The sequence below is a fragment of the Priestia sp. Y58 genome, from assembly GCF_029522095.1.
GTDB lineage: Bacteria > Bacillota > Bacilli > Bacillales > Bacillaceae_H > Priestia > Priestia megaterium_E.
Genome location: NZ_JAKWFL010000002.1, coordinates 181,105 through 207,325, shown reverse-complemented (window position 1 = coordinate 207,325; position 26,221 = coordinate 181,105). Strand labels below are relative to the sequence as shown.

Annotated in this window: 26 protein-coding genes; 20 read left to right on the top strand and 6 right to left on the bottom strand. The window is 38.0% G+C overall.

Translation table 11 applies throughout. The features are described from left to right. Positions 1-264 precede the first annotated feature (264 nt). Both MMB68_RS06800 and MMB68_RS06795 read left to right on the top strand, forming a co-directional pair. A complete protein-coding gene (locus MMB68_RS06800; RefSeq protein WP_264407842.1) occupies positions 265-1,173 on the top strand; it encodes a hypothetical protein in 909 nt (302 codons plus the stop codon). A 215-nt stretch (positions 1,174-1,388) separates the two neighbouring features. Then, complete coding sequence (locus MMB68_RS06795) at positions 1,389-2,486, top strand: acyltransferase (RefSeq protein WP_264407840.1); 1,098 nt, start codon at positions 1,389-1,391, stop codon at positions 2,484-2,486. Positions 2,487-2,515: 29 nt separating this feature from the next. Here the strand turns inward: MMB68_RS06795 and MMB68_RS06790 are convergent, their stop codons facing one another. Next, a complete protein-coding gene (locus tag MMB68_RS06790) occupies positions 2,516-2,803 on the bottom strand; it encodes a hypothetical protein (protein ID WP_028409073.1) in 288 nt (95 codons plus the stop codon). A 221-nt stretch (positions 2,804-3,024) separates the two neighbouring features. Here MMB68_RS06790 and MMB68_RS06785 point away from each other — a divergent pair, with 221 nt between their 5' ends. The 3 genes from MMB68_RS06785 to MMB68_RS06775 all read left to right on the top strand — a co-directional run bounded on the left by MMB68_RS06785 (position 3,025) and on the right by MMB68_RS06775 (position 4,680). Beyond that, complete coding sequence (locus MMB68_RS06785) at positions 3,025-3,513, top strand: GyrI-like domain-containing protein (RefSeq protein ID WP_264407839.1); 489 nt, start codon at positions 3,025-3,027, stop codon at positions 3,511-3,513. A gap of 93 nt (positions 3,514-3,606) precedes the next feature. Then, positions 3,607-3,897, top strand: coding sequence for a hypothetical protein (locus MMB68_RS06780; RefSeq protein WP_013057601.1), 291 nt, complete (start codon positions 3,607-3,609; stop codon positions 3,895-3,897). Between the two features lie 324 nt (positions 3,898-4,221). Continuing rightward, positions 4,222-4,680, top strand: a complete 459-nt coding sequence (locus MMB68_RS06775) for a hypothetical protein (RefSeq protein WP_153254556.1) — start codon at positions 4,222-4,224, stop codon at positions 4,678-4,680. A 41-nt stretch (positions 4,681-4,721) separates the two neighbouring features. Here MMB68_RS06775 and MMB68_RS06770 read toward each other — a convergent pair whose 3' ends face one another. Beyond that, positions 4,722-5,942, bottom strand: a complete 1,221-nt coding sequence (locus MMB68_RS06770) for a DUF418 domain-containing protein (protein ID WP_264407836.1) — start codon at positions 5,940-5,942, stop codon at positions 4,722-4,724. A 165-nt stretch (positions 5,943-6,107) separates the two neighbouring features. On the opposite strand from MMB68_RS06770, the gene MMB68_RS06765 reads away from it, so the two are divergent. From MMB68_RS06765 to odhB, 6 genes are all read left to right on the top strand, one after another. After that, the gene (locus MMB68_RS06765; RefSeq protein WP_269871545.1) at positions 6,108-7,004 is read left to right on the top strand and encodes an NAD-dependent epimerase/dehydratase family protein; all 897 of its coding nucleotides are present in this window, start codon (positions 6,108-6,110) and stop codon (positions 7,002-7,004) included. A 121-nt stretch (positions 7,005-7,125) separates the two neighbouring features. Continuing rightward, a complete protein-coding gene (locus MMB68_RS06760) occupies positions 7,126-7,572 on the top strand; it encodes an OsmC family protein (RefSeq protein WP_269871544.1) in 447 nt (148 codons plus the stop codon). Between the two features lie 137 nt (positions 7,573-7,709). After that, positions 7,710-9,254 (top strand): MDR family MFS transporter, encoded by a 1,545-nt coding sequence (locus MMB68_RS06755; protein WP_025751265.1) that lies wholly within the window; start codon positions 7,710-7,712, stop codon positions 9,252-9,254. Between the two features lie 65 nt (positions 9,255-9,319). Then, positions 9,320-9,907: a PadR family transcriptional regulator gene (locus MMB68_RS06750; protein WP_028412866.1), complete on the top strand. Its 588-nt coding sequence runs from the start codon at positions 9,320-9,322 to the stop codon at positions 9,905-9,907. A gap of 363 nt (positions 9,908-10,270) precedes the next feature. After that, entirely contained in the window at positions 10,271-13,132 is a 2,862-nt protein-coding gene (gene sucA / locus MMB68_RS06745) for a 2-oxoglutarate dehydrogenase E1 component (RefSeq protein WP_033579402.1), read from the top strand. Between the two features lie 16 nt (positions 13,133-13,148). Further along, positions 13,149-14,444, top strand: coding sequence for a 2-oxoglutarate dehydrogenase complex dihydrolipoyllysine-residue succinyltransferase (gene odhB, locus MMB68_RS06740; protein WP_014459542.1), 1,296 nt, complete (start codon positions 13,149-13,151; stop codon positions 14,442-14,444). A 41-nt stretch (positions 14,445-14,485) separates the two neighbouring features. Here odhB and MMB68_RS06735 read toward each other — a convergent pair whose 3' ends face one another. After that, positions 14,486-15,094, bottom strand: coding sequence for a TetR/AcrR family transcriptional regulator (locus tag MMB68_RS06735; protein ID WP_221784813.1), 609 nt, complete (start codon positions 15,092-15,094; stop codon positions 14,486-14,488). Between the two features lie 197 nt (positions 15,095-15,291). On the opposite strand from MMB68_RS06735, the gene MMB68_RS06730 reads away from it, so the two are divergent. The 9 genes from MMB68_RS06730 to MMB68_RS06690 all read left to right on the top strand — a co-directional run bounded on the left by MMB68_RS06730 (position 15,292) and on the right by MMB68_RS06690 (position 23,729). Beyond that, the gene (locus MMB68_RS06730; RefSeq protein WP_221784814.1) at positions 15,292-16,467 is read left to right on the top strand and encodes a YhgE/Pip domain-containing protein; all 1,176 of its coding nucleotides are present in this window, start codon (positions 15,292-15,294) and stop codon (positions 16,465-16,467) included. Positions 16,468-16,502: 35 nt separating this feature from the next. Next, positions 16,503-18,014: an FAD-dependent monooxygenase gene (locus tag MMB68_RS06725; protein ID WP_260506785.1), complete on the top strand. Its 1,512-nt coding sequence runs from the start codon at positions 16,503-16,505 to the stop codon at positions 18,012-18,014. A 149-nt stretch (positions 18,015-18,163) separates the two neighbouring features. After that, entirely contained in the window at positions 18,164-18,298 is a 135-nt protein-coding gene (locus MMB68_RS06720; RefSeq protein WP_260506868.1) for a hypothetical protein, read from the top strand. A 171-nt stretch (positions 18,299-18,469) separates the two neighbouring features. After that, on the top strand, positions 18,470-19,162 hold the full coding sequence (locus tag MMB68_RS06715; protein WP_221785110.1) for a response regulator transcription factor: 693 nt from the start codon (positions 18,470-18,472) through the stop codon (positions 19,160-19,162). After that, on the top strand, positions 19,159-20,628 hold the full coding sequence (locus tag MMB68_RS06710; protein ID WP_221784815.1) for a sensor histidine kinase: 1,470 nt from the start codon (positions 19,159-19,161) through the stop codon (positions 20,626-20,628). The genes MMB68_RS06715 and MMB68_RS06710 overlap by 4 nt, the downstream gene beginning before the upstream one ends. Before the next feature lie 25 nt (positions 20,629-20,653). Beyond that, positions 20,654-21,721, top strand: a complete 1,068-nt coding sequence (locus MMB68_RS06705; protein WP_221784816.1) for a TolB family protein — start codon at positions 20,654-20,656, stop codon at positions 21,719-21,721. A gap of 110 nt (positions 21,722-21,831) precedes the next feature. Next, the gene (locus tag MMB68_RS06700) at positions 21,832-22,068 is read left to right on the top strand and encodes a hypothetical protein (RefSeq protein WP_269871543.1); all 237 of its coding nucleotides are present in this window, start codon (positions 21,832-21,834) and stop codon (positions 22,066-22,068) included. Between the two features lie 112 nt (positions 22,069-22,180). Next, the gene (locus tag MMB68_RS06695; RefSeq protein ID WP_221784818.1) at positions 22,181-22,942 is read left to right on the top strand and encodes a M15 family metallopeptidase; all 762 of its coding nucleotides are present in this window, start codon (positions 22,181-22,183) and stop codon (positions 22,940-22,942) included. A 115-nt stretch (positions 22,943-23,057) separates the two neighbouring features. Continuing rightward, positions 23,058-23,729 carry a DUF421 domain-containing protein gene (locus MMB68_RS06690; protein WP_063247748.1) on the top strand — a complete coding sequence of 224 codons (672 nt, stop codon included), beginning with the start codon at positions 23,058-23,060 and terminating at the stop codon, positions 23,727-23,729. A 61-nt stretch (positions 23,730-23,790) separates the two neighbouring features. Here the strand turns inward: MMB68_RS06690 and MMB68_RS06685 are convergent, their stop codons facing one another. The 3 genes from MMB68_RS06685 to MMB68_RS06675 form a co-directional block, all read right to left on the bottom strand. Further along, entirely contained in the window at positions 23,791-23,937 is a 147-nt protein-coding gene (locus tag MMB68_RS06685; protein ID WP_221784819.1) for a hypothetical protein, read from the bottom strand. 138 nt (positions 23,938-24,075) lie between these two features. Beyond that, on the bottom strand, positions 24,076-24,810 hold the full coding sequence (locus MMB68_RS06680; protein WP_221784820.1) for a polysaccharide deacetylase family protein: 735 nt from the start codon (positions 24,808-24,810) through the stop codon (positions 24,076-24,078). Between the two features lie 83 nt (positions 24,811-24,893). Further along, positions 24,894-26,171: a polyamine aminopropyltransferase gene (locus MMB68_RS06675; protein WP_277447636.1), complete on the bottom strand. Its 1,278-nt coding sequence runs from the start codon at positions 26,169-26,171 to the stop codon at positions 24,894-24,896. Positions 26,172-26,221: the final 50 nt, after the last annotated feature.

Sequence of the window (26,221 nt, the reverse complement as noted above, 5' to 3'; positions counted from 1 at the left end):
GTTTTTGTTCACAACGGATGATTTGGATAAAGCAGGGAAGCATTGCTATTATCTGGTTTAGTTTCTTAATTAAGTAGGGAACGTTTAAAATAAGATTATTGAATAAGTGAGTAATTAGATAACCTCCTAGATAAAAGGAATGCTTCAATTTAAAGCTTTTTTATAAAAAACGAAAAAAGTTGAAACTTTTTTCATTAAAAAACGTTTATAAAGTAATAGAAAAAAATGGGTACGGTTATTTATACTCAAAAAGGAAGTGAGAGCGTGGCGACGCTGAAAACTAATTATTTGACTGACTTATGCTTAATCTATAGAGAAAGTCAATTTTATGTAATGCAAATACCTACTTTCTACAAAAAAATGGCTAGCAAATACTTTCAGTTTCAGCCCCAAGAAAAAATAATTGCGTATTTACACAGCTCTTTTATAGCAGGCCTAGATAAAAGGGGAATTTGCTTTACAAATAAGGGGATTTACTGGAAAAGCAGAGGGATGAAAAAAGGAAAAATGTTATGGGAAGAGTTCGCTAACATTCAATCCATTACCATTCGAAAAGAAGAAATGATTTGTTTTAATGAGGTGGAGAAATTTCAAGTCAATCAAAACGATTACTCAGCTAGAAAGCTAGTATCTCTATTAAAAAAAATCAAGAAATTTATTCGCACTCATTCCCATGAATATATGTGTCAAGACTATATATATCCGTGTGTATCCTCAAAAGAATTAACTTCTATTTGTTCATCTTTTCAAATTCATCAAACCCCTGATCCAAAAGATGTGTTGTCGGTAGAAGGGCAACTATGTGAAGAAGTTGAAAAAGAGATGCGAAACAGGCTCTATTTACCTGCTAAAGAAAAAATTGTAGCTCATTTAAATACATATCCTCTTCAAAAAACCGAGGGGATTACCGTTTGTTCTAAAGGAATTTATTTCTCAAAATCTTTTAAAACAGTTTACTACCCTTGGCACTTATTTCGCCACGTGAGTATTTCGGTGGAAACCGAGGAATTAAAAATTGCTAAAAAACATTCGTTATCTCTCAACTCAGCTGCCGTATCAAGCGGGGAAGTAATGCTGTTTCTCAAACAAATTAAACAGCATGTGCAGGCTTTGCATGAAAAAGAAGTCGATATTAAACAAGATAATAAGTTTGCATGGAAAATGTTAATTTAAAAACAGGTTACGCGTAATCTGTTTTTTGTTTTGTAGTTCTTTAGAATCACTTATTTGGAATATTGAAAGACATCATACAAGTAAACAAGACTAGAATATTGGAAGTTAAGAAATTTTTTTCATGACTATAAGGTTAATTTTACCAAAATCTCTTTCTCGTTTGGATAATTATGCTAAAATAGAGCTCGAGTTTATTTTAAGGAGCTGACAACAAGATGGAACGTAATTATTCAATTGATTTTATTAAGTTTTTTGCTACAGTGTTTGTGGTTTGTATTCATGTTAATCCATCACATGACGATTTCTTTTTAGGGAACCAGGAAAATGTGCTAGATGTCATTGTTGACACATTTGCACGATTCGCGGTTCCTTTTTTCTTTATTGTATCAGGGTATTTGTTTATGAATAAAATTCAAAAACATCCAAAGCCTTCTGCATACTTAAAAAAATACACGTGGAATATTTCAAAGCTTTATGCATGTTGGTTCATCTTTTATTTATTGTTTGGTGTAGTTCTGCGCTTATTTCAGAACCACGGAACGTTAGCAGAGCGAAAAGGTGCAGTAGCTGATTATTTAACATCATCCATCACATTCAAAGATATTTTTTACTATGGAAGTGACACAAGTGGATTTCAGCTTTGGTACTTGATTGCATTAATTTGGGCTGTTGTCATCGTTTTCTTATTTCAACGATGGAAAAAGATTGGCTTATTAATGCTTATCAGCACCGTATTATATGTAACTGGGTTATTTGGGCAGTCTTATTCTTTATTTTTTCCACTTTCTTTTCAAACGAGAGATGCCCTGTTCTTTGGTTTGTTCTATACAGTATTAGGAGCTATGTTTGCCCTTTATGGCAAGCAAATTCTGTCAGTACTAAACGTAAGGCCAATGATTTATTTAGCCAGCTTTTTTGTGTTTTCAGCGCTAGAGATCGTCGAGCGTTACTGGTTGGTTAACATCCAGCACAGCAAGCCCGGAGACTATTTTATTTCTACAATCTTTTTATCCGCATCATTGTTTTTATTCGTATTGAGCAGTCCAAGTCTTGGTAAAAACTCATTCTTTTCAAAGGTTGGGAAAAATTCAGTTGGCATTTATGTAGTGCATATATGTATATTAAATGAGACCTATCGATTGCTTCGTTCTATAGATTCTTCTTTCTTTACAAATAGTGTCGTTGCCTACGTACTTATCGTTCCAGCAGTTTTTTGGTGCTCGTACTATTTATATAGAGGGATTCAATGGACAAAGGGAAAATTACATGTGAAGCCGCACAAACATTCATTTACAAAGCTACAGCATAAATAAAAAGAGCTGGCTAACTAAGCCAGCTCTTTTTATGATGCAATAGCGTACAAAAGCTGCTTTTGCAGTTGAGGGGATAAAGAAATATTTTGATACAATTCGTAAATATGATGTTCGTTCCGGTGATAACAAATCCAATCCTTGTATGTTCCTTTTAAGAAGATGCGAAAAAACACGATTCGCTTATTCGTGCCGCCTGTTTTTAATTCAATTTTCAAATCATCTGTTTCTAATGTATACTGTACTGTAGAAGAGGAGAGAGCAAGTTTAGTTGTTTTTTTACTTGTTTTAATGAATTCGGCAAGTTCAATGATCTTCATTTTTTTACCTCACTCTATTGTAAATTAGGGGTATCTTATACGTATGATGTGTACAAAGAAAATAGAATCGTTTTTTTATAGCTTAGAAGAATGATCTTCAGCCCCTTCGTTAAGGGATTTGCATAAAAGGTTGACGTTTTCTTTGAATACAAATAAAATGCATATTAAGAAGTATTTCCCTCATTGTAACTACAGAAAAAGAAGAATTAAGGGGGCTCAATATGTTGACTGACTTAGTTGTAAGTCAAAAAGTAGTCAAGGTAAATGAATTTACTGTTGTAGGAGTGCCTATTCGAACAGATGAACCTGTGGAAGAAACGGGCACAGGTCTTATTCCTGAGCACTGGCAGACTTTTTATAAACAACAGTTAGCTAATAAAATCGCCAATAAAGTAAATGGTAATACATTTGCTCTTTATACAGAATTTGAATACAATCAAAAAATGGATTTTACATTTGCTCTTGGATATGAAGTTTTACCCGGCGGCGAACTGAAAGATGATATGAGAGAGTTCATCATCCCAGGAGGTGAATACATGGTGTTTACAACAGCTGTCGGGCCAGCTAGACAGGTAGTCGTAGAAGCTTGGGCTTATATTCGCGAGTGGGCTAAAAAAAATCACCGTGCCTATAAAATAGATTTTGAATTATATGATGAACGCTGTATTGATCCTGAGTACAGTCAAGTTGATATTTATGTTTCGATTTAATAGCTAGTTTTGCTAAGTAGTTAAGATGCAGATAAGCGTTTTTTGCTGCGTTCTTACTTTTGACGATAGGAATACAAAAGGGGTTTAGCGAGAGTGATCAGCAACGATTTATTACAAGCTTTAAAAGACGGATATAAACAGAGAATTAAATGGGTACTTATAAGTCAAATGGCACTGTTCATCACCGTAGCAGTCATACTTGTATCAAATTTTGTCACTAAATTTTCGTTTAACCAATTAAGCTTTATTTTTGTTTTGGTTAGTATAAGTTCGCTGTTATCAGGAGTAGAGCACGTATTGTTAAAACGTGAGAAGTGGCAATGGATTTTTGATTTTATTTTAGCTGCTTTTTTTATTGGTTTATCTATTTTTTTACACCGTTAAAGCGCCTGGTTCAGCGCTTTTTTATTTTGAGCAGCTCAGCACACAATTTTCGGACCTTTCTAGTATAAACAAAACAAAAATAGGTATTTATGACGAAAATAGTCAGAAAATTTAGTAAAAAAGTCTTGTATCTTGTCTTTATTTCGATTATGATAAGTTTACACCCTTCGTATTCACTTCTTTGGATGTCAGTACCTCTATTTTTACACTACAGAAAAGAGGTGAAGCCATTTCTTCAGTTTTCCTGCTAGCCTGCATACTAACCCTTTTAGCTATTTTATTTAGTAGCAACTACCCTCAAAATTAAAGGAGAGATCCGCGCTTATGTCAAAAGCTCCTGTAAAAAACGATATTGAACTTCAACTATCTGAGACGCACTTTTTTCAACTGCTTGATTTAATTTATTTAGGTAACTGGATGGTCACAGCATGTTCTGGAGTGGAAGATGAGCATGCACAAGAATATACGGATATAGAAAAACAAATGTTTTCTCACGCAGAGCCTTTCCTTGAAAAAGGACCTTTTCACTCGCTAAACAGTGAGATTATGTTTACAGAAGAACATGAAGATTCTCTTCAAGATATTATTGGAGAATACGATAACGAAGTGTTTTGGGAAGCGCTAGCCTATCGCATGGCCAAGCGAGATGTGATAGAACAAATAGGACCCATTAAAGAAATAAAAAATGAAGTTTTTATGCAAATTTTCCATCGAGAAATGGATTATATACGAGAATTTGAGACAAATGGAATTAAACGAATAACCATACCGCCTTTGCAGTAAAGGAGACAAATCGGCTTTCAAACTTGAAGGCCGATTTGCTGTTAAGCTGAAGATTTTCTATTCCGTCTGAGAGGCCGGAAAGATCGGTATGTAAAGCTCCGCCATAACCATTCACACGGACCGTAATAGAAATAATAAAGCCACCACTTGTTAAAAAAAAGCTGGAGTGTATATATAATGAGACAAACAATCGTGCTTTCTGCTAAGGTAAGAGTTCCGTATAAACCAAAGGATCGAACCATCCACAGGCAAATTAAAGTTTGGCTAAGGTAAGTTGTTAATGCCATTGTTCCACTATACTTAAAAAGACCTAGCATCCAAGCGTAAGGAGAAAATTGCAGGAATAACAGTAAAGTGGTAAGATAAAAAAAACATAGAAAAATGCCGCTCAAACTTGTAAAAAGGTGAATGGCCGCCTGCTGATAGAGTCCATATTTTAAAATTTCTAGTTTTAAGATAGCAAGAATGATAGTTAAAGTAAAACCTGCTGCACCTGTTATTAACTGAATTTTCTTAAAAAAATAACGATTTTGTTCGATATTATGTACTAATCCTTTTTTAGCAGTATATAAGCCAAATAAAAACATAGAAAATACGGGAAAGATAGAAAACGGTAGATTTAATAGCATAGGCACCACTTCAACATTCAAACGATAAAGCAGCCAAGATAAATAGTCTGCTTGCCTGTAGGTGGATAAATATTGAGTTGAGGCATGTTCATGTAAAACTTTATACTCCCGCTGAGCCTCCTGCAAGACGTGTGCTGGAGTAAAAAACTGCATGCAAGCCAAAAGATAAAAAAAGCATAGCAAGCCTATTGCCCACAGCAAAATTGTCTTGGTTTTTCGATTATAAAAAAACAACATTAAAAAACCGCCAATAGCATACACATGCAAAATGTCTCCATACCAGAAAAAGACAAGATGAAAAAGCCCGATTAATAGCAAGGAAGCCATTCTTCTTGACCATAAAGCAGCGGCAAAGTAATGCTTTTCTTCAGCTCTATGCAAAAAGATTCCGCATCCAAGTCCAAATAAAAAAGAAAAAATCGTAAAAAACTTTCCTTGAACAAACAGCAGCAGGAATAAATCAATGTAAGCATCTACTCCTTTATACTCATAAGGAACATCGTACAGTTGAAAAATAAATATCGGAGAAGCAAAAGCAGGGATATTCACCAAGAAAATGCCTAACAAAGCAATACCCCGAATAATATCAAGAGCAGCAAGGCGTTCGTTAAGGGGAAGTGGAGAAGGATTCATCACTCTCGCTCCTTTTGGTTAGATATGTACATCTTAACACGACAGCGGCGAAAAAATAGGGGGAAATACAAAAAAATAAGCGAAAAGATTTATAGCTTTATGAACAAAAAAGTTGGATAATAATGGTATAGTTATCCATATTAAATACGAAAGGTGGAGAAAAGGATGAAAACAGCACTTGTGCTAGGTGGAACTCGTTTTTTTGGAAAAAATTTAGTTCAGACGTTGCTCTCTAAAGGAGTAAAGGTTACGTTAGCAACGCGAGGTAAAACGCCGGATGATTTCGGCAACCGAGTTGATCGAATTTTTCTTGATCGTGTAGAAAAAGATTCTGTAATCGAAACAACACGAGGACGAAAATGGGATGTTATCTTCGATCAAATATGTTATTCTTCACACGGCGCAGCTATTGCTGTTGAAGCTTTTCGTCATAGTACGAGTCACTATGTACTAACCTCAACTCTTTCAGTATACGGTTCTTTAGAAAAAACGTGTTATGAAGAAGATTTCGATCCATACAAGTATCCCATTTCATATACACGTCGTGAAAATATTTCCTACCAAGAAGGAAAGCGCCAAGCCGAGGCTGTATTCTTTCAAAAAGCACCGTTTTCGGTAACGGCCGTGCGTTTTCCAATTGTAATGGGAAAAGATGATTATACGGATCGTTTACGTTTTCACGTAGAAAAAATTATGCATGAAGAAGAAATTGGTGTACCGGCTATCGAAGCAGAAATGAACTTTATTTCACAGGAAGAAGCAGGTGAATTTTTAGTCTGGTGTGCAGAGCAGAAGCTAAAAGGGCCGATTAACGCTTGTGCAAATGGTACCATTTCGCTCAAAAATTTATTTTCATATATTGAACAAGCAGCGAATAAAACAGCAAAAACAACCTCTCGTTTAACAGACGAAAATAGTTCTCCTTACGGAGTAGATCATTCTTGGACGATGAGCAATGAAAAAGCTAGCTTTTGGGGATATTCATTTACAAACCTGCAGGACTGGCTGCCATCATTAATCAAAGCTTTCGTTGAAAGCGAAAAGAAAGTACCTTTAAGCTAGAAAAAACGAAGACTGCGCTGTTTAGCAGTCTTTTTGCTGTGACAAGCAGAACATTTTTATTTTATACATAAAAAGGGTACGCTAGGTACACATCATTATATAGAAGGAAGAAGGATTAACTATGGCAAAACATCACTTTCATTTGCAAGCAAATTGGCCAGGAGGCCGAAATGAAGTAGGTACAATTGAATCGGGACAATTAAAAACAAAAATTTCCATTCCACCAGAAATGGACGGACCAGGAGTGGGAACAAATCCAGATGAAATGCTGCTAGGGGCAGCAGCCACGTGCTACATCATCACGCTTGCAGCGATGTTCGAAAGAAGCGGAATCCGTCAGGAGGCTTTAACGATGGAATCAGAAGCTATTGTGGACGTGACGAATGGTGTATTCACATACGAAAAAATTATTCATAAACCTCATGTTATCATCACATCTGAATTTGCGGCTCAAGAAGAAAAAATCAGTCGACTTATAAAAAAAGCAGAAACATCCTGTATGATTTCAAGAGCCATTCAAGGAAATGTTGAGATTGAATTAGAGCCTCAGCTCACAGTAAAAGCGTAATGGACCCATTACGCTTTTCTTATGTTTATTTCTAAAAAAGCACATTTAAGATTGTAAAATACTCAAATTTGAATATAATAATTTAAGTAGCTATCATTTCTGTTCATCAAAAAGATGACGCGAAAGGAGGAACTGAAATGGTTTCATCAGAAAAAAATATTCGTTTTATCGTAGCAGGATTGCTGCTCGGTATTTTCATGTCAGCCATGGATAATACCATCGTAGCGACGGCTATGGGGAAAATCATTTCTGATCTAGGCGGGTTAGATAAGTTTGTTTGGGTTACGTCCGCTTATATGGTTGCCGTGATGGCAGGTATGCCGATATTTGGTAAACTATCTGATATGTACGGCCGTAAACGGTTTTTTATTTTTGGATTGACGGTATTTTTACTTGGATCTGCATTGTGTGGCCTAGCGCAAAGCATTGTGCAGCTAAGTATTTACCGGGCGATTCAAGGAATTGGAGGAGGAGCGCTTCTTCCGATTGCTTTTACCATTGTATTTGATATTTTCCCTCCCGAAAAGCGCGGGAAAATGACGGGATTATTGGGTGCCGTTTTCGGCTCAGCAAGCGTATTTGGTCCGCTTCTTGGTGCCTACATTACGGAATACATCAGCTGGCACTGGGTGTTTTATGTGAACGTGCCGATTGGACTTTTATCGTTATTTTTTATTGTGCGCTTTTATAAAGAATCAAAAAGTCATAAAAAACAAAAAATTGACTGGGCTGGTGCAGCCACTCTTGTAATTTCAGTAGTCAGTTTAATGTTTGCTCTTGAGCTTGGAGGAAAAGAGTACGAGTGGTCTTCTCCGCAAATTTTATCTCTTTTTGCTATCTTTGCTGTGGCGCTATCACTCTTCTTTTTTGTGGAAAAACGCGCGCAAGAGCCGATTATTTCGTTTTGGATGTTCAAACGCCGTTTGTTTGCAACATCACAAATTCTCGCTTTCTTATACGGAGCAACGTTTATTATTTTAACAGTATTTATTCCTATTTTCGTTCAAGCTGTTTACGGAGGTTCTGCTACAAATGCAGGTTTAATTTTAACTCCGATGATGTTAGGGTCGGTAGCAGGAAGTGCGATCGGCGGGATTTTTCTAACAAAAACAAGCTTTCGAAACTTAATGATTATGTCCGTTTTTTCATTTGCAGTAGGAATGTTTTTATTAGGAACAATGGAACCTGATACACCTCGTTGGATGCTAACGGTATTCATGATTTTGACTGGGTTTGGCGTAGGATTTAGCTTTTCTCTTTTACCAACTTCGTCAACGCATAAGCTGGATCCACAGTTTAGAGGTTCTGCCAACTCCACAAACTCATTTGCGCGTTCCTTAGGAATGACGCTGGGAGTTACGATTTTTGGAACGATTCAAAGCAATACATTTACAAATGAGCTGCAGCGCAATTTTCAAGGGATGGGAAATGGATCTCAAGGAGCATTCTCTCAAATAGGAGATCCGAGTGCAGTTTTTCAATCAAGCGCTCGAAACAGCATTCCGCCTCAAATATTAGATAAGATTGTTGATGCTATGTCTACATCGATCACGTATGCATTTATGCTTGCTCTTATTCCAATTGCAGTAGCTATTATTACTGTCTTTTTAATGGGAAATGAACGAGTGGAAGTTCCCCCTAAAAAGCGGGTAGAAGCTAAGGAACCTGCAGCTCAAAAATAGAAAAGGCACGAATTTATTCGTGCTTTTTTACTAAATAAGATGCATGTCAAGAGGTGAAAGGTGTTATGAGTGTTAAATTAGTCATACTGGGCTTATTAATGGAAGGAAATAAGCACCCTTATGAAATTCAGCAAACCATTAATGAAAGACAAATGAAGCACTATATTAAACTTGCAAGCGGTTCTTTATATTACGCTTTTGATACGCTCGAAAAAGATCAGTTGGTGAAAGTAGTCGATGTGATTCGAGAGACGAACAGACCTGAAAAGACCGTTTATTCTATCACGGATGCAGGAAGAGAAGAATTTGAGCGCCTTTATTTTGAACAGCTGTTAAAAAAAGAGCATATGCATAGACCTGTTTATGCTGCTCTTTCATTTACTTCTTACGTCGATCAAAAAAAAGTGGCTTCTGCTTTAGAAAAAAAGATTGAGGAAACGGCAGCTTATTTAGAAAAAATGCAAAATTTGTACCAAGTTAAAAAGGTGGATCATTCCATTGCAAATCTGTCGATCATTATGCGCACGATTATGCATTTGAAAGTAGAACTAACTTGGTTCACTCATTTACTCGAAGCGGCGAAAAGCAGCAAGCTTACAGAAGTAGATGATGGTTATTTTAAAGACGTTGAAAAAATCGTAGATGAGTTTTAAAAAAAGAAGCAAAACGCTGCTTCTTTTTTTAATGGTCATAAAATATATTTCAAGCAATTTAATTTTGCCAAAAGCTAGGTCAATAACAATTAATTAACACCTGATTCGACCTTTAATCAGCTTTACTTATAAAACGCTTTCAAAAAGTAGTAAGACTATTAAAAAAGTAAAAAAAATTAAAGAAATATAGCGATTTCATTTTGATTGACGAGTAAAAGAGTGGTAAAATATAAGCAGATATCAGATACACACGCAGTGAGATTTATCACTCGTTGTAAAGATGTCAGACGATAAGGTAATCGACATTCAAAATGGAAAGATTGTTGAGTACGACAATTATTATAACTCGTTGGGGGTTTTATCATGGGTAACGAAACGTCGAATAGAGGGGAGCCTTGGCAAGGATTTTTGGGTCCGAACTATGGCTATGTATTAGAACAGTATGAGTTATATGAAGAGCAGTCAGATCTAGTAGATCCAGACTTAAAAGAATTATTTGATTATTGGGGTGCTCCTCCATTAAACGAAAGTGAGCAGGTTCAGCAAGCTGAATACGCACAGGCTGCACCTTCAGCTAACACATCTAAAATTGCATCGGCTATTAAGCTAGCGGAAAACATCCGTGCTTATGGTCATCTATACGCGTCAATTAAGCCTCTTGAAAGCGAGAAGAAAGATCCTGTCTTGCTTCACTTGGAAGATTACAATTTAACGCAAGAAGATTTAAAATCAATTCCGGTTGATATTTTATGTACGAATGCGCCATCACACGTCAAAAATGGTTTAGATGCAATTAACTATTTAACAGATGTCTACACAAAAACCATTGCGTTTGAATTCCATCACGTACATAACATGGAAGAGAATAAGTGGCTGACTGATATGGTCGAGTCAGGTGCTATTTTCCAACCTCTTTCAAATGAGAAAAGAACTTCTGTATTAAAGCGTTTAACAGAAGTAGAAGGCTTTGAACAATTTTTACACCGTACATTTGTCGGACAAAAACGCTTTTCTATTGAAGGCGTAGATATGCTAATTCCACTTGTAGATGAACTGATTGCACGCTCAGTGGAAACAAGCCCCAAAACGGTCAATATTGGTATGGCTCACCGTGGACGCTTAAATGTATTAGCACACGTATTAGGCAAGCCGTATGAAATGATTTTTGCAGAATTCCAGCATGCACCTAACAAGGAATTAGTTCCTTCAGAAGGTTCAATCGGTATCAACTATGGCTGGACGGGAGACGTAAAATATCACCTGGGTGCCGACAAACAAATTAAAGCAGAGAACACAGTTCGAGCTCGTTTGACATTGGCTAGCAACCCTAGTCACTTGGAGTTTGTTAATCCGGTTGTGGAAGGGTTTACAAGAGCAGCTCAAGATGAGCGTGATGTGAATGGATACCCAAAACAAGATGTGAAAAAATCGTTCGCGATTTTAATTCACGGAGATGCTGCGTTCCCTGGTGAAGGTATAGTACAAGAAACGCTGAACTTAAATCAATTGACTGGTTATCAAACAGGTGGAACAATCCACATTATTGCTAACAACATGATTGGATTTACAACAGAAAGCGTCGATTCTCGTTCAACAAAATATGCAAGTGACTTAGCAAAAGGGTTTGAAATTCCAATTGTTCACGTAAACGCGGATGATCCGGAAGCCTGTTTAGCTGCTGCTTATTTTGCTTATGAGTATCGCAGACGTTTTAACAAAGATTTCTTGATTGATTTAATTGGATACCGTCGATTTGGCCACAATGAAATGGATGAACCGTCTGTAACGCAGCCGAAGATGTATGAAATTGTGACAAAACGTCCAACCGTTCGTGCTATGTATGCAAAGCAGCTCGAAGAACAAAACGTTATTCAAAGCGGTCAAGCAGATCAAATTAATGAAGAGTTACAAGCGAAGTTAAAAGCAGCTTATGAGAAAGTACCGCCAAAAGCTGAAAAACAACATAGAATTATGGAAATGCCACAAGCAGTCTTCAAAGGAATTTCAGATATTGATACATCTGTTACAAAAGAAGAGCTGTTTGAAGTGAATCAAGAGCTAGTGAAATATCCTGAAGGATTTAACGTATTCCCAAAACTTGATCGCATCTTATCTAAACGTGCCAAAGCGTTTGAAGAAAATGAAAGCGTAGATTGGTCATTGGGTGAGGCATTTGCATTTGCTACGATTTTAAGAGACGGCACGCCAATTCGTATTACAGGCCAAGATTCTGAACGTGGTACGTTTGCACATAGACATCTTGTTCTTCATGATCATAAGACAGGGGATGTTTACTCACCACTACACGCAATGAAGAACGTAAGCGCTTCCTTTGATATTCGTAACAGTCCATTATCAGAAGGATCCGTTCTTGGATTTGAATACGGCTATAATGTATTTGCTCCTGAAACGCTTGTTCTTTGGGAAGCACAGTTCGGTGATTTTGCCAATGCAGGTCAAGTTATTATTGACCAGTTTATTGCAGCAGGCCGTGCTAAATGGGGACAAAAATCTGGAATGGTCTTATTGCTGCCACACGGCCATGAAGGTCAAGGGCCAGAACACTCAAGCGCTCGTCTAGAACGTTATTTACAGCTAGCTGGTGAAAACAACTGGACAATCGCAAACGTAACAAGCGCTGCGCAATATTTCCACTTACTTCGACGACAAGCTGCCATTTTACAGCGCGAAGAAGTAAGACCGCTAGTAGTTATGACACCAAAAAGTTTGCTTCGTAATGCTTTTAGTGTGTCAAACCTTGAAGAGTTTACGAAAGGCTCTTTCCGCTTAGTAGTAGAACAGCCTGGATTAGGCAAAAAAGAAGATGCAGTTGAACGAATCGTTCTGTGCAGCGGAAAAATCAGCAGTGAATTAACGGAACGCTTAAACAAAGCAGAAGATGATAAAGATTGGCTACACGTTCTTCGTCTAGAACAAATTTATCCGTTCCCAAGACGCGTAATTGCTGAAATCTTTGCTCGCTATAAAAATTTAAAAGAGATTGTCTGGTTACAAGAAGAGCCGGAAAACATGGGCGCATGGAACTATGTAGAAGATCGACTGCGTGAAGTAGCACCAGAAGGAGCTACTGTTGACTACATCGGTCGCACAAGACGCTCAAGTCCAGCTGAAGGAGATCCAACAGTTCACAGACAAGAACAAGAACGTATTTTACAAGATGCATTAACTAAAAATGAAATTGCTAACGACGTTGTTACACGATAAGGAAGGGGAATGAACCATGGGAGAGATTAAAGTACCGGAATTAGCAGAATCAATTTCTGAAGGAACAGTTGCACAGTGGCTAAAACAAGTAGGAGATTTCGTTGAAAAAGGCGATTATATCGTTGAACTTGAAACAGATAAAGTTAACGTTGAAATTACAGCTGAAGACTCTGGTGTGTTAACGGAACTTCTTGCTGGCGAAGGCGACACGGTGCAAGTTGGTGAAACAATTGCACGTCTTGAAGCGAAAGAAGGAGCTTCAGCACCAGCAGCACCAAAAGCTGAAGAAAAACCAGCAGAGGAAGCACCAAAACAAGAAGCGGCTCCAGCTCAGCAAAAAACTGTTGAAGAAGTAGCGCCAGCAGCTGAAGCGCCTCAGCAAGGAAATCAAAAACAATGGCTAATTGCTTCTCCTGCAGCGCGCAAAGCAGCAAGAGAACGCGGGATTAAGCTAGATCAAGTGCCAACTACTGATCCTCTTGGCCGTGTGCGCAAACATGATATTGATTCGTATGCAGACCAAAAATCAAATGAGCAAAAGCAGCAGGCACAAGCAAGTAAGCCAGCTAACCCGGTATCTCCGTCTCCAGCGGCAAGTGAAAATAGCGACAAACCTGTTGAACGCGAACGTATGTCACGTCGTCGTCAAACAATTGCCAAACGTCTTGTTGAAGTTCAGCAAACAGCGGCTATGCTGACAACGTTTAACGAAGTAGATATGACTGCTGTTATGGCTCTTCGCAAACGACGCAAAGACAAATTCTTTGAACAGCACGACGTAAGACTTGGCTTTATGTCATTCTTTACAAAAGCAGTAGTAGCAGCACTTAAAAAGTATCCATTATTAAATGCTGAAATTCAAGGAAACGAGTTATTAATTAAAAAATTCTATGATATCGGTATTGCTGTGTCAGCTCCAGACGGTCTTGTTGTTCCAGTTGTACGTGATGCTGACCGCAAAACATTCGCTGGTATCGAAGGATCTATCGTTGATTTGGCGAAAAAAGCGCGCGACAACAAATTAGCATTAAAAGATTTACAAGGTGGAACGTTCACAATTACAAACGGCGGCGTATTCGGTTCATTAATGTCTACACCAATTTTAAACGGGCCTCAAGTTGGGATTTTAGGAATGCATAAAGTTCAGCTTCGTCCGGTAGCAATTGATGAAGAGCGTATCGAAAATCGTCCGATGATGTACATTGCACTTTCTTACGATCACCGTATCGTTGACGGCAAAGAAGCCGTAAGCTTCCTAGCTACTGTTAAAGAACTATTAGAAGATCCAGAATCTTTATTACTAGAAGGTTAATAAAAAGAACCTGCTATTTTCTTAGAGAATAGCAGGTTCTTTTATGTTCGCTTAATGCCTGCAACATAAGCAGGACCCAAAAAAGTCATGCTAGCGAGTGTCAGAGCCATTTCTCGCGGTGACTGCTTCATATCTTGTTCTAGCCAGTGCTGAATGACTCCAAGGTGCGCTGACGTTACATAAGACATTAAATGTTCAAGTGGAACAAGCGGAGGCGTTTTATTATCCATAAGCTCTAATTTTTCCAGGATATTGGTTTTCATGACCTCTTTAATTTTAAGATGAAATCCAGGATTTCCTTTTGGACCAAGCATAACCTGCATAAAACGCGCATTTTCTTGAATATATTCAAAAAGTGCAATAATAAACGGTAAAGGCTGTTCTTTCAAATTAGCAGACACAATCTCATTTGGATTTGCTTTTTTGATAAATTCTTTTATCTCTTGAATGACTTCATTTTCGCTTTTTTCAAGCAAATCGTATTTGTCTTGGTAGTGTAAATAAAAAGTTCCGCGATTAATATCCGCTTTTTTCGTCAAATCCCTGACCGTTACGCCTTCAAACCCTTTCTCCTCCATTAATTCTGTCAAAGCATCTCGGATAAATCTTTTCGTTCGAATAATTCTGCGATCTGTTTTTGAATTCCCCACAGCTTTTAAACACCTACTTTTTTCTTTAATAATGAACAGTTATATGCTTTGTGTTAAGTAATCGACATTCCCGCTATTATTGCATATTGAGAATACAGGTAAATTCATTATAATTTACATAGTGATCACTAATCAACATCATGTACATTATCTTTTCGTTAACGTGTATATCCTTAAAACATAAAGGGGAGATCTATATGAAATTAGGTAATCAAAAGCTTATATATTTTTCACCAATTATAGTAGTAGCTGTTATTTTTATCTTTATTCTAACCTTAATTCCTTCGGCAAGCTCAGCACCTAAGAATTTGCCAATTGCATTCGTAAATGCTGACGAAGGAATGACAGTTCCAGCAAAGGGTAATGTAAATATAGGAAATCAAATGGAACAAAATATGAAGCGGGCAAGTACTGAACAATCTTTAATTAAATGGATTTTTGTCCCAAATACTAAAGAAGTTGAAAAAGGGTTAAATAATCAAAAATACTATGGGGCGCTTATCATTCCAAAAGATTTCACCAAAAAACAGGCGACTCTTCAGACGGCTCAGCCTGATGCACCTGCTATTAGATTATTAGTGAATCAAGGAATGAATACAGCTGCTTCAACACTAGCAAGTCAGGTGCTAAACGGGTCAGTCGATAAGATGAATGAAAATATGCGCTTGCAGCTAGTGAAAAGATTTGAACAAAACGGAACGCAACTAAGTGCAAACCAAGCATTAGCACTCGCTGCACCGATTCAAAAGACAGTGATAAACGTAAACGAAACAGGGACTCATAGTGTCAACGGAAATGCTCCCGTTTCATTATTTCAGCCGCTGTGGATGGCAAGTATAGCCGGTGCCGCAATTGTCTTCCTCAGCATCCAAAAAATCACGTTTTCTTCTCGTAAAGAGAAAATCGTTAACCAAGTAGGAGTCGTAATCATTGGGGTTATACTTGCTTTAGCTGCTGGTTTCGGGTTATCGTGGCTGGCTGAAGTAGTTGGAATAAGCGTTCCTTCATTTTTGGATACAGCACTATTCTTAGCTATTGCTTACTTCAGTTTTTTCACCTTGATATCAGCCGTACTTTCATGGCTAGGACTAAAGGGACTCCCGATTTTCGTTATTGTTCTATTTTTTGGCGCACCTTTGCTTTCAATGGCCCCGGAAATTATGCCTGATTTTTATAGAGAGTGGATTTATCCATTGCTGCCAATGAGATTTATGGTAGATGGCGTAAGAGAATTATTTTTCTTTGGAGAACATCTGACATGGAATCATTCTGTATCTGCTCTAGCTCTTATCTCTTTAATAAGTTTATGTGCTCTGTTTGCTTCTGCTTTACCTGTATCTTCTGTAAATAAAGAGGAGTCTCGCTCAATATAAAAGATACTGTAACTGAATGAAAAGGAGAGATGATGATGAATCCACAAATCTTAATCGTTGGTGCCGGCCCTACTGGCCTCGTTATGGCCTACAATTTAGCCAGACATAACATTCCTTTTCGAATTATTGACAGAAGCGCCGGGCCTGGGCAAGCCTCCCGGGCAATGGCTATTTTACCGCGAACCCTTGAATTTTATCAGCAGTTCGGTTTTGCAGATGAAGTCATAAAACGCGGGATTAAGATGGAAGATGTATATGTCCGAGTAAAGAAGAAAATAAAAGCAAAAGTTCATCTAGGATCTTTAGGAGAAGGATTAAGTCCTTTTCCTTTTGTTCTTACATTTCCACAGGATGACCACGAGCGGTTTCTGCTTGAAAAATTAAAAAATCTTGGGATTGAAGTAGAATGGAAGACAGAGTTACTATCTCTAGCTGAACACGGAGAAGGGGTAAAAGCTTTATTAAAAGCTCAGCAAGAGGAAACCGCTTATTTTAAATATATTTGTGGATGTGACGGAGCACACAGTACAGTTCGTAAACAACTGAAGATAGAATTTAAAGGAGAAAAATATAAACAGCATTTTTATGTGATGGATGTTCACGGCTCTGGTGAAGTGATGAAGGATCAAAAAATCAGTATTTCATTTAGTAATGAAGAATTTTTGATTTGTATGCCTGTTAGAAGTAAAGGAACGTATCGAATGATCGGCATTATTCCTTCAGCTTTTGAGGATCAAAACGATGTAAAAGCTGAAAACATTCACGCTTTTATTCAACGAACATTTGGTGCCCAGGTTGAGGGTATAAATTGGTTCTCGACATATCATATCCATCACAGAGTAGCAAGTCGTTTCCGACAGGGACGTATTTTTCTAAGTGGAGATGCGGCCCATATTCATAGTCCTGCAGGCGGACAAGGAATGAACACAGGAATTGGAGATGCAATCAACCTTTCATGGAAATTAGCAGCTGTCCTTCAACGCAAAGCGGCACTTTCCATATTAGATACATACGAAGAAGAAAGGTTGCCTTTTGCAGAGCTGCTTGTAAATACAACTGATCGCGCTTTTAAGCGAATGGTGGCACGAGATAAAACGAGTCAATTTTTTAGAAAGCATATCTTTCCGCCTGTACTATCCTTTTTATTTCGTTTCCCTTATCCCCGTCACAAAGCATTTACGATTTTATCTCAAATCCGCATTAAGTATCGAAATAGTGACCTAAGCAGCGGACAAGGGAAAAATGTGCAAAGTGGTGATCGATTACCTTATGTAGAAGGGAATTTTGAATCTTTGCAGTCTTTAAACTGGCAAATACATGTCTATGGAACAGCAGCAGAGAAGCTAAAAAAGAGCATGCAAGAAAAAGACTTCTCCTTGCACGAGTTTTCTTGGAACCCTTACTTAAAGAAAGCAGGGCTTCAAAAAGATGCTCTATACGTTATTAGACCGGATGGATACATTGGTTTTATTAGCAGCGAGCAGCGTATAGATCTACTTCATCAATATTTGAATACTCATAAAATCCTGCCTTTTACAAATGAATAATAACGCTAATAAAAAGCTAAGACAACATGATTTTAGCTGAAAGAAAATTGGATCGATGAATCGAGATTTTTCAAGGAAAATCAACTTTATTCGGATTTTTTTATGTTCATGGTAAACATAGATTTCATCTGTTTAGTTTATTCTAGCGCTTGATTGGAGGGCAAGCCGCAGACTCCTGCGGGAAAAGCGGAACAGGTGAGACCCCGCAGGAGCGCAAGCGACTAGGAGGCTCAGCGGCCGCCCGCGGAAAGCGAAGCCTTGCACGGAAATCAACCGCGGTGTAGCGAGCAGTCAAGCTCATTGACCCCATTTATTCGTCTTTAGATTGAATTGATTTTGTTATGTCTCAATCTATTTATTTTTGTTTACAATTTCGAAACAACTTGGAGATGTTTTTGGGAAAGCTGTTTGATAAGATAGACGAATAGAAATATCAAATGAAAGTACGTGATACATTGAATAAAAGGATTTTAGTAGTTGATGATGAAAAAAGTATTGCTACAGCGGTATCTTATGCTTTCAAGCGCGAAGGATATATTGTAGACACAGCATCTGACGGTGAAGAAGCACTTAAAAAAGTAAAAAGCTTTCAACCTGACGTGATGATATTAGATGTGATGATGCCGAAATTAACCGGCTATGAAGTATGTCGAAAACTTGAGAATCGAAGAGGAATGGGGATTATCTTGTTAACGGTTAAAAATGATATCGTCGATAAAGTTCTAGGTTTAGAGTTAGGCGCTGATGATTACATGACCAAGCCGTTTGATGTAAGAGAACTTGTAGCTAGAGCTAAAGCGCTTGTTCGGCGAATAGAAAAAAATGAAGCTCCTGAAGCTGTGGGAGAAATCACGGTGGGAAAAGTGAAGGTGAACTTAATTCAGCGCACGTTACATGTTGCCAATGAGTTAGTTAAGCTTACACCAAAGGAGTTTGATCTTATTGCTTTATTACTTGCCAATTTAGAGAGAGTATACACACGAGAAGATTTACTAGATCTTGTCTGGGGGATGGATTATGCAGGCGGTACACGTACGGTAGACATTCACATGCAGCGCCTTCGAAAAAAAGTAGGAGAAGCAGAGCCTTATTTGCTTCAAACGGTATATGGGGTTGGATATAAAGCGACAGCAGGGATCAATGAATGAAAATCAGCCTAAAAGCTAAGATGGGGCTCGTTCTTGCTTTTTTAATTATTTTAACAGTAACCGTACTGAGCGTACTTGTGTTAAAAGGAATTGAGACAAATCAGCGTGATCAGCTAGAAAGTGAACTTATTCAAAAAAGCAAAGCAGCCGAGCAGACGATTCATCAAAGTTATGTAACCGGTGACCCGTCTCTGAATACAGATTCTTTTCTTCAGCAAAAAGGACAGCGTCTTGCATCTTCGATTGCATCACAAAGCGGAATGCAAACAGTCCTATATAATCAAAAAGGACAGGAAGCAGGAAGCTCTATTCCCATCGGCCAAAAAGATGTGGATGTTTCTGATACGCTTAGCTATGCTTTGAAAGGAAAAATAGCCTATCAAATCTCGGGTTCTTCCCTTATTTACTTTGCACCTGTGTCAATCGATAATCAATTTATTGGAGCCATTCGTTTTGACCATTCCCTAAAAAATAATCAGCAGTTTATAGCTGACATTAGGCACCTATTTCGTACTTGGGGAACGATTGCAGCAGCAGCAGCTTTTTTTATTGGCTACGCTTATTTTTACCGCATTGCTTCGCTTATTGCTAGCCTTCAAAAAACTTCACAGCAGATTCGAAAAGGTCGTTATTTAACCGACCTGCCGTTCAAACGGCGCGATGAACTCGGGGAGCTCAGTCAAGGCTTGTTTTTTATGAGTACGTCGATTGAAAAAAATATCGATCAAATGAATGAAGAAAAAAGAAAGCTTGAGTTCGCTATTTCGAAACTGCAGTCTCTTGAACAGCAGCAAAAGCAGTTTATCGGTAACATCAGCCACGAATTTAAGACGCCTTTAACATCGATCAAAGCTTATGTTGACTTACTTGATATGTATCGAGATGATCCTCAACTTACGGAAGACGGCGTGCAAAATATTCGTAAAGAAACGAATCGCCTTCATGAAATGGTAGATAAAATCTTAAAACTTTCAGCGCTTGAGAAATATGATTTCGAGCAGCGGCCAGAGCAAGTTGAATTGAAGCGGCTTCTAGAAGACATATGCGATCGTATGAAAGGAAAAGCAGCTAAATTTGATTTGACTCTTCATACAAATATAAAAGAAGCAGTTGTTTGGGCTGATCGTGAAAGCTTAATACACATTTTTATCAATTTAATTGACAATGCTATTAAATATAATGAACCAGGCGGAAAAGTGGAAGTAACGTCTTATACTTTAGAGAATTCTATTATTGTAGATGTAGCTAACACCGGGATAGGGATTCCACCCGAAGCAGAAGAAAAATTATTTCAACCATTTTTCACCGTAAATAAAGATCGGTCGCGTTTATCCGGAGGTACAGGCCTTGGCTTAGCATTAGCCAAAGATTTAACTGAAAAGCAAAAAGGCGTTATCAAGCTGCATCATTCTGATTCTAAATGGACGATTTTCAAAGTGTCGTTTCCTTTGAAAACAGAGAAATGAGTTAGCTAAAAGGAGTGAACCGTTATTGAAACGGTATAGATTAATGATATGTATAGCAAGCACTTTTCTTATTTTAGCATCATGCGGACAAAAAGAAAGCCGCAGAGAAACCGTTGAAAAACCCGACAAGAAAATTACTGTATTGGACGAAGTAGATAAAGATGGAAAAATAGAAGTGAAAGACGTTCAGGATATTAACGGCGTAAGGGCGTTTCAATTTTTAAACGAAAACACAATGATTGTTAGTAAAAAAAACAAACAATTTCGTTCGAACGATTTCGGTCCCAAAAAGGTATATGCACAGAATCTAGCTACTTATAATCTAAAAAACAAGTCTACTTTTGTGTTGCATCCAAGCAATGAAATTCAACATGCGGCAAAGCTTTCTCCGAATGGTGAATTTCTTTTTTACAAAGTAGCAAAAGGCGAAGATACATTTGGTTATATAATGAACGTTCAAACAAAAAAAACAGTTAAAATAAAGAATGTTCTTCTCTATCCATCAAGCGGAGAGTGGCTTAATAATTCAGAAGTAATGTTTATTACAATGGAAGGAAAGCTTTCTAAAGCAAATGTAAAAGGAGAAGCAGAACCTCTGTTGCACAGAGACGATCGAATCTTAGATGCAGTTAAAGGAATAGGTGGCATTTATTATATTGGTGTAAACAACCAGCTTTTTTTTCTTCATAACGAACAGACGGACCCTGAAAAAATCCGAGATAATGTGGTTTCTATTATCCCGTCTCCAAACGGAAAACAATTAGCGCTCGTTCAGCAAAAAGATGCCCAAACGAGAACGCTGTCTATCACAGATTTAAAAGGATCCGAAGCTTTTCAGCTTGCTCTGTCCACTCAAATTTTTGGTGTAAGCTGGTCTCCCGACGGTTCGAAATTAGCTTATAACTTTATTTCTGAAAAAGAGGGAGATAAAGGGATATTCATAGCAGATGGATTAACAGGAGATGTTACACACTTAAACGTAAATTTAGACTATGCTGCAGATCAGCTTGCCTGGAGTCAATCAGGAAGTAAACTAGTTGCATCGAGCTTTACGCAAAATCAAGTTCATACGTATATTATCTTTTTAAAATGAGGCTGAGACAAAAGTAGTTTCATTAAAGTGAAACACGAACTATCTATCAAAAATGGATAAATAGTTCGTGTTTTTTTTATAATCATGGTGAACGCAGGTGCTTCTAGCTGTTGGTTGGAGGGCAAGGCGAAGACTCCTGCGGGAACAACGGAACAGATGAGACCCCGCAGGAGCATGAGCGACGAGGAGGCTCATCGGCCGCCCGCGGAAAGCGAAGCCTTGCACGGAAAGCAACAGCGTTCGAGCAAGCAGTCCAGATCGTGTATCCAGATTGTTCGTCTGTGGGTTGGGTTCATTTCGTTATGTCTCAGCCTCATTTCTATTTTTTACACCTTAAATTTTTTTAAGAGTGTTTACAAGTTTGAAACAACTGAATAACAAACAGAAACATTTATATTTTATCCTTTCTTTACAGGCTTTTGTAGCCCATCAAAAGCCGTTTGAAAGGAGTAAGACATCATGAAATACTTTTTATTTATTTGTTCTTTAGCTTTTACGCTGATGATAGCAGGGTGCGGAACAAACAATTCTTCATCAAAGCCTGCCAGAGAATTTACAAAAAATGGACAGGCTCAAAAACTAGAAAACTCATCAGCTTCTTCATCTTTAACGAAACCTAATGTAGACGAAACAGTGGTAATAGCGAATCCCGAATCCGTTACGGCTTTAGTTAATAAAAAGCATCAGCTTCCTGAATCCTATCAGCCTTCCGATTTAGTCTATGCTGACGTTCCATTTATCTTCAACGAAAAAATAGAAAAACGAATGCTTAGAAAGTCTGCGGCACAAGCACTTGAAGAACTTTTCCGAGATGCCGAAAAAGAGGGAATCAGCTTACTTGGTGTATCCGGTTATCGATCTTACGAGCGTCAAAAAGAGCTTTTTGCATTTTATGCAACGCGAGACGGTGAAGAACAAGCACGCACCTATAGCGCCTATCCTGGAACAAGTGAACACGAAACGGGACTAGCAATCGATGTCACGGGAGGAAGTGGAATGTGTGCTGCAGCAGACTGCTTCGCTGATACACCAGAAGCTCATTGGCTTTCAAAAAATGCCTATCAATACGGATTCATTATTCGATACCCTGAAGGCGAAGAGCAGGTTACCGGCTATAAATACGAACCATGGCACCTTAGATATGTAGGGAAAAAAGCAGCCGCATCCATTTTTAATCAATATGCAACGTTAGAAACCTATGCAAGTAAGAAAAAAGTTTAATCAAAAGTTCTATAACTAGAGAACGAAGGAAAGAAAAATCAAAAGTCAGGTTTATCACTCTCACATATGATACAAACTGATACTATAACATGCTTGCTATAGAGGAAGGGTATCAATGTATAAAGATATTGCGATTGAACTGATATGTGGATTTTTAGCGCTATTTATTATGCTGAAGCTTTTAGGTAAGACACAGTTTGCTCAAATCACTCCGTTTGACTTTATTACAACGCTTGTCCTGGGAAATATTGTGGGGGATGCAGCTCTTGAAAAAGGAGTAGAGTTAACTGAAATTCTTTATAGCGTTTTGATTTGGGGGCTTTTGATCTACGCAGTGACAAAGCTATCTCAAACCTTTACAGGGTTTAGGGGAATTCTTGAAGGAAAGCCTTCAATGATTATTTATAAAGGGAAAATTCTTTATAAAGAGCTTAAGAAAAACAACTTGGACTTGAATCAGCTTCAGCATCTAATGAGACAGCAAGGGTATTTTTCACTGTATGAAGCAGAATACGTCATTTTAGAAACAAATGGAGAGGTGAGCGTCGCTCCTAAACACGAATTCGGCCCTCCAACGAAAAATGATTTAAACATCCCTTATTCTCAAACCAATTTACCTATCGCTTTAATCATGGATGGAAAAGTAGTGCCTGGCAATTTAAAAGAAGCCAACGTAGATGAAAAGTGGTTAAAAAAACAGCTTGCAATCAAGAAAATAAAGGAATACAGCGAAGTTTTTTATGCTGAATGGCAGCAAGAGCGAGGACTAGAAATAACAAAATTTTAAAAGAGGCTGAGACATAAACTACATTCATCTCACCTAAAGACGAACAAATAGGAGAAATGAGCTAAATCGCTTGAGACACCGCTGTTGATTTCCGTGCAAGACTTCGCTTTCCGCGGGCGGCCGGTGAGCCTCCTCGTCGCTTATGCGCCTGCGGGGTCTCACCTGTTCCGCTTTTCCCGCAGGAGTCTTCGTCTTGCCCTCCAATCATCAGCTAAAAGCATTCACATACATAAAACCTGCGTTCACCCTATCAATAAAAAATCCGAACGAGTTGGATTCTTTATCAAGAATCTCAATTCATCGTTCGGATTTTCCTTTAACTAAAATACTTTTGTCCTAGCCTCTCCTAGCTTCCTTTTAGCAGCTTAGCAAAATCTTCAATCGTTGTAGAATACGTGACGTACAGACGAGGAATAAGATAGTTTTCATTCTTTTGTCCGCTTTCAGTAAAAAAATTTGGAATCGTTGAAAGACCAAATGTATAATTCTTTTTTGTTTCGTCGACTACGCGGCTATTGACCTTTCCATAGGGGTAAGCAACAGCAATAACTGGCCTGCTCGTAATGGCTTCAATTTTTCGTTTTGAATCAGCTAGCTCATAGGATAAATTTTTCGTCTTAGTTAAATCCGGATGAGTAGCGGTATGAGACTGAATAGAAAAAAAACCTGAATCAACAAATTTTTTTAAATCCGCTGGCGACAAACGGTTGGGACGGCCGATAAAATCTGAAATCACAAAAATTGTAGCCGCTGGATGAAATTGAGGGCTGGCTGCTCTTTGAAAAATAGGCAAGATAGTAAGATTATTTTTATATCCATCGTCAAATGTAATAAATATAGGTTTTTTCACACGCTTTAGTTCCTGCCATTTTTCAAATGTTAGCGGCGTATATCCTTGCTTTTTAAGATAAAGAAGCTGTTTCTCGAAATTTTCAGGCGTCACATACAGTTCTTTTTCCCCGTGGCCTGTGTAGGCATCAATAGAATGGTAAATCAGGACTGGCACTTTCACTTGGCTAAAAGCGGGGGAAGGGAAAATAACAGTTAGCACTAAGATAACAAAAACCGAAATTTTTCTCATAACAATCCTTTCTGTTGCACAGTGGTGACGAGACTGTTTTAGTATGTCAAAAGAAAAGGAATGTATAAGCCAAGCTTTCTTTTTTACAAATATAAGCCTTCTTTTTTAAATATTTTATGCAGAACCAAATGCTCAGCAGAGTTCACAACTGCAAACTGTTTTTTAGAAAGAGAATGGGGAGAAAAACGCATTAGCTTAGTAAAGTCTGGTGGCAGCGTAGTAGATGAAACATCAGTAGATAGTATCGGGGCAGGCAAAGGTGTTTTCGAGCCGATGTGAAAACCCCAATCTCCAAAAGAGGGAATAATGGTGTGGTAGCTCAACGTATAAAACTGAGAAGCTTTCATCGTCTTATTAATGCTCCAAAAAACGATAGGTGTGTCTCTAGGAGAATTTGACTGACACACGACTAAGCCGCTGCGCGATAGTGAACGTTGGAGAAGTGCGTAAAATTCTTTTGTATAAAGCGCACTTATTTTTTTGTTAGTAGGATCAGGAAAGTCGATAATGATAATATCATAACACGCTGAATTCAAAGAGAGGTAGTCAACAGCATCTTGAATATGAACGGTGACACGAGAATCTTCAAATGAGCGTTGATTTAACTTCTTTAATTCTTCTACATTCATCGCAGCATTTACAACGTCAGCATCTATTTCTACAAGGTCTATTTCTTTAACTTCTTTATATTTAAGGACTTCTCGTAAAGCCAAACCATCTCCACCGCCCAGAATAAGAATACGGCGAGGATTTAAGGAAGCTGCAAAGATAGGATGTACAAGAGCTTCATGGTACGCATGTTCATCTAATGAACTAAATTGCAGCTGTTCATCCAAATACATTCGAATATCAGATGCTTTAATCAGCTGAATATCTTGAATACGGTTTTTTTGATGAAACAAAATGTCATGCTGGCCTGATAAGATCTGCTGTAGACTAACGTGATCTGAGTCATCTCCACGATTGAGGAGACGAGTGCTTTCAGCATGCTGACGATTTTTTGTTGGAGTTTCGGCGTGTTGAATTCCGCGAGAAATCGAATACACAACAGCTTTTTTTGAAGCTAATTGCTTCAGCAACGCATAACCAATTTCAATTATTTCTTTGTCTCCGCACGTATAAAAATCTAATGAAGCGTAGTTTTCCTCCGGCCACGTATGAATAGACAAGTGAGAGGTAGCTAATACGAGAATGCCTGTAATGCCTTGGGGCGTAAACTGGTGAAAGTAACAGTGCAAAACTTCCATCTCTGCATTTAGTGCAGCTTCAACAAGAATTCTCCTTAAAAGTGAGGGGTCGTTTAATATCACTTCATCGCATTCGAACGCATCCATTAGCAAGTGTTCGCCTTTAGTATCCACTACGTCAGCCTCCTTTCTGAGCATTATTTTCACTATCTTATGAAACTTTT

Coding starts and splice junctions, on each gene's coding strand:
- MMB68_RS06785 (WP_264407839.1), top strand. CDS start 3,025: ATGTTGACTGACTTAGTTGTAAGTCAAAAAGTAGTCAAGGTAAATGAA.
- MMB68_RS06710 (WP_221784815.1), top strand. CDS start 19,159: ATGAAAATCAGCCTAAAAGCTAAGATGGGGCTCGTTCTTGCTTTTTTA.
- MMB68_RS06760 (WP_269871544.1), top strand. CDS start 7,126: ATGGCAAAACATCACTTTCATTTGCAAGCAAATTGGCCAGGAGGCCGA.
- MMB68_RS06730 (WP_221784814.1), top strand. CDS start 15,292: ATGAAATTAGGTAATCAAAAGCTTATATATTTTTCACCAATTATAGTA.
- MMB68_RS06775 (WP_153254556.1), top strand. CDS start 4,222: ATGTCAAAAGCTCCTGTAAAAAACGATATTGAACTTCAACTATCTGAG.
- MMB68_RS06695 (WP_221784818.1), top strand. CDS start 22,181: ATGAAATACTTTTTATTTATTTGTTCTTTAGCTTTTACGCTGATGATA.
- MMB68_RS06725 (WP_260506785.1), top strand. CDS start 16,503: ATGAATCCACAAATCTTAATCGTTGGTGCCGGCCCTACTGGCCTCGTT.
- odhB (WP_014459542.1), top strand. CDS start 13,149: ATGGGAGAGATTAAAGTACCGGAATTAGCAGAATCAATTTCTGAAGGA.
- MMB68_RS06690 (WP_063247748.1), top strand. CDS start 23,058: ATGTATAAAGATATTGCGATTGAACTGATATGTGGATTTTTAGCGCTA.
- MMB68_RS06795 (WP_264407840.1), top strand. CDS start 1,389: ATGGAACGTAATTATTCAATTGATTTTATTAAGTTTTTTGCTACAGTG.
- MMB68_RS06755 (WP_025751265.1), top strand. CDS start 7,710: ATGGTTTCATCAGAAAAAAATATTCGTTTTATCGTAGCAGGATTGCTG.
- MMB68_RS06765 (WP_269871545.1), top strand. CDS start 6,108: ATGAAAACAGCACTTGTGCTAGGTGGAACTCGTTTTTTTGGAAAAAAT.
- sucA (WP_033579402.1), top strand. CDS start 10,271: ATGGGTAACGAAACGTCGAATAGAGGGGAGCCTTGGCAAGGATTTTTG.
- MMB68_RS06790 (WP_028409073.1), bottom strand. CDS start 2,803: ATGAAGATCATTGAACTTGCCGAATTCATTAAAACAAGTAAAAAAACA.
- MMB68_RS06750 (WP_028412866.1), top strand. CDS start 9,320: ATGAGTGTTAAATTAGTCATACTGGGCTTATTAATGGAAGGAAATAAG.
- MMB68_RS06770 (WP_264407836.1), bottom strand. CDS start 5,942: ATGAATCCTTCTCCACTTCCCCTTAACGAACGCCTTGCTGCTCTTGAT.
- MMB68_RS06685 (WP_221784819.1), bottom strand. CDS start 23,937: ATGATTGGAGGGCAAGACGAAGACTCCTGCGGGAAAAGCGGAACAGGT.
- MMB68_RS06680 (WP_221784820.1), bottom strand. CDS start 24,810: ATGAGAAAAATTTCGGTTTTTGTTATCTTAGTGCTAACTGTTATTTTC.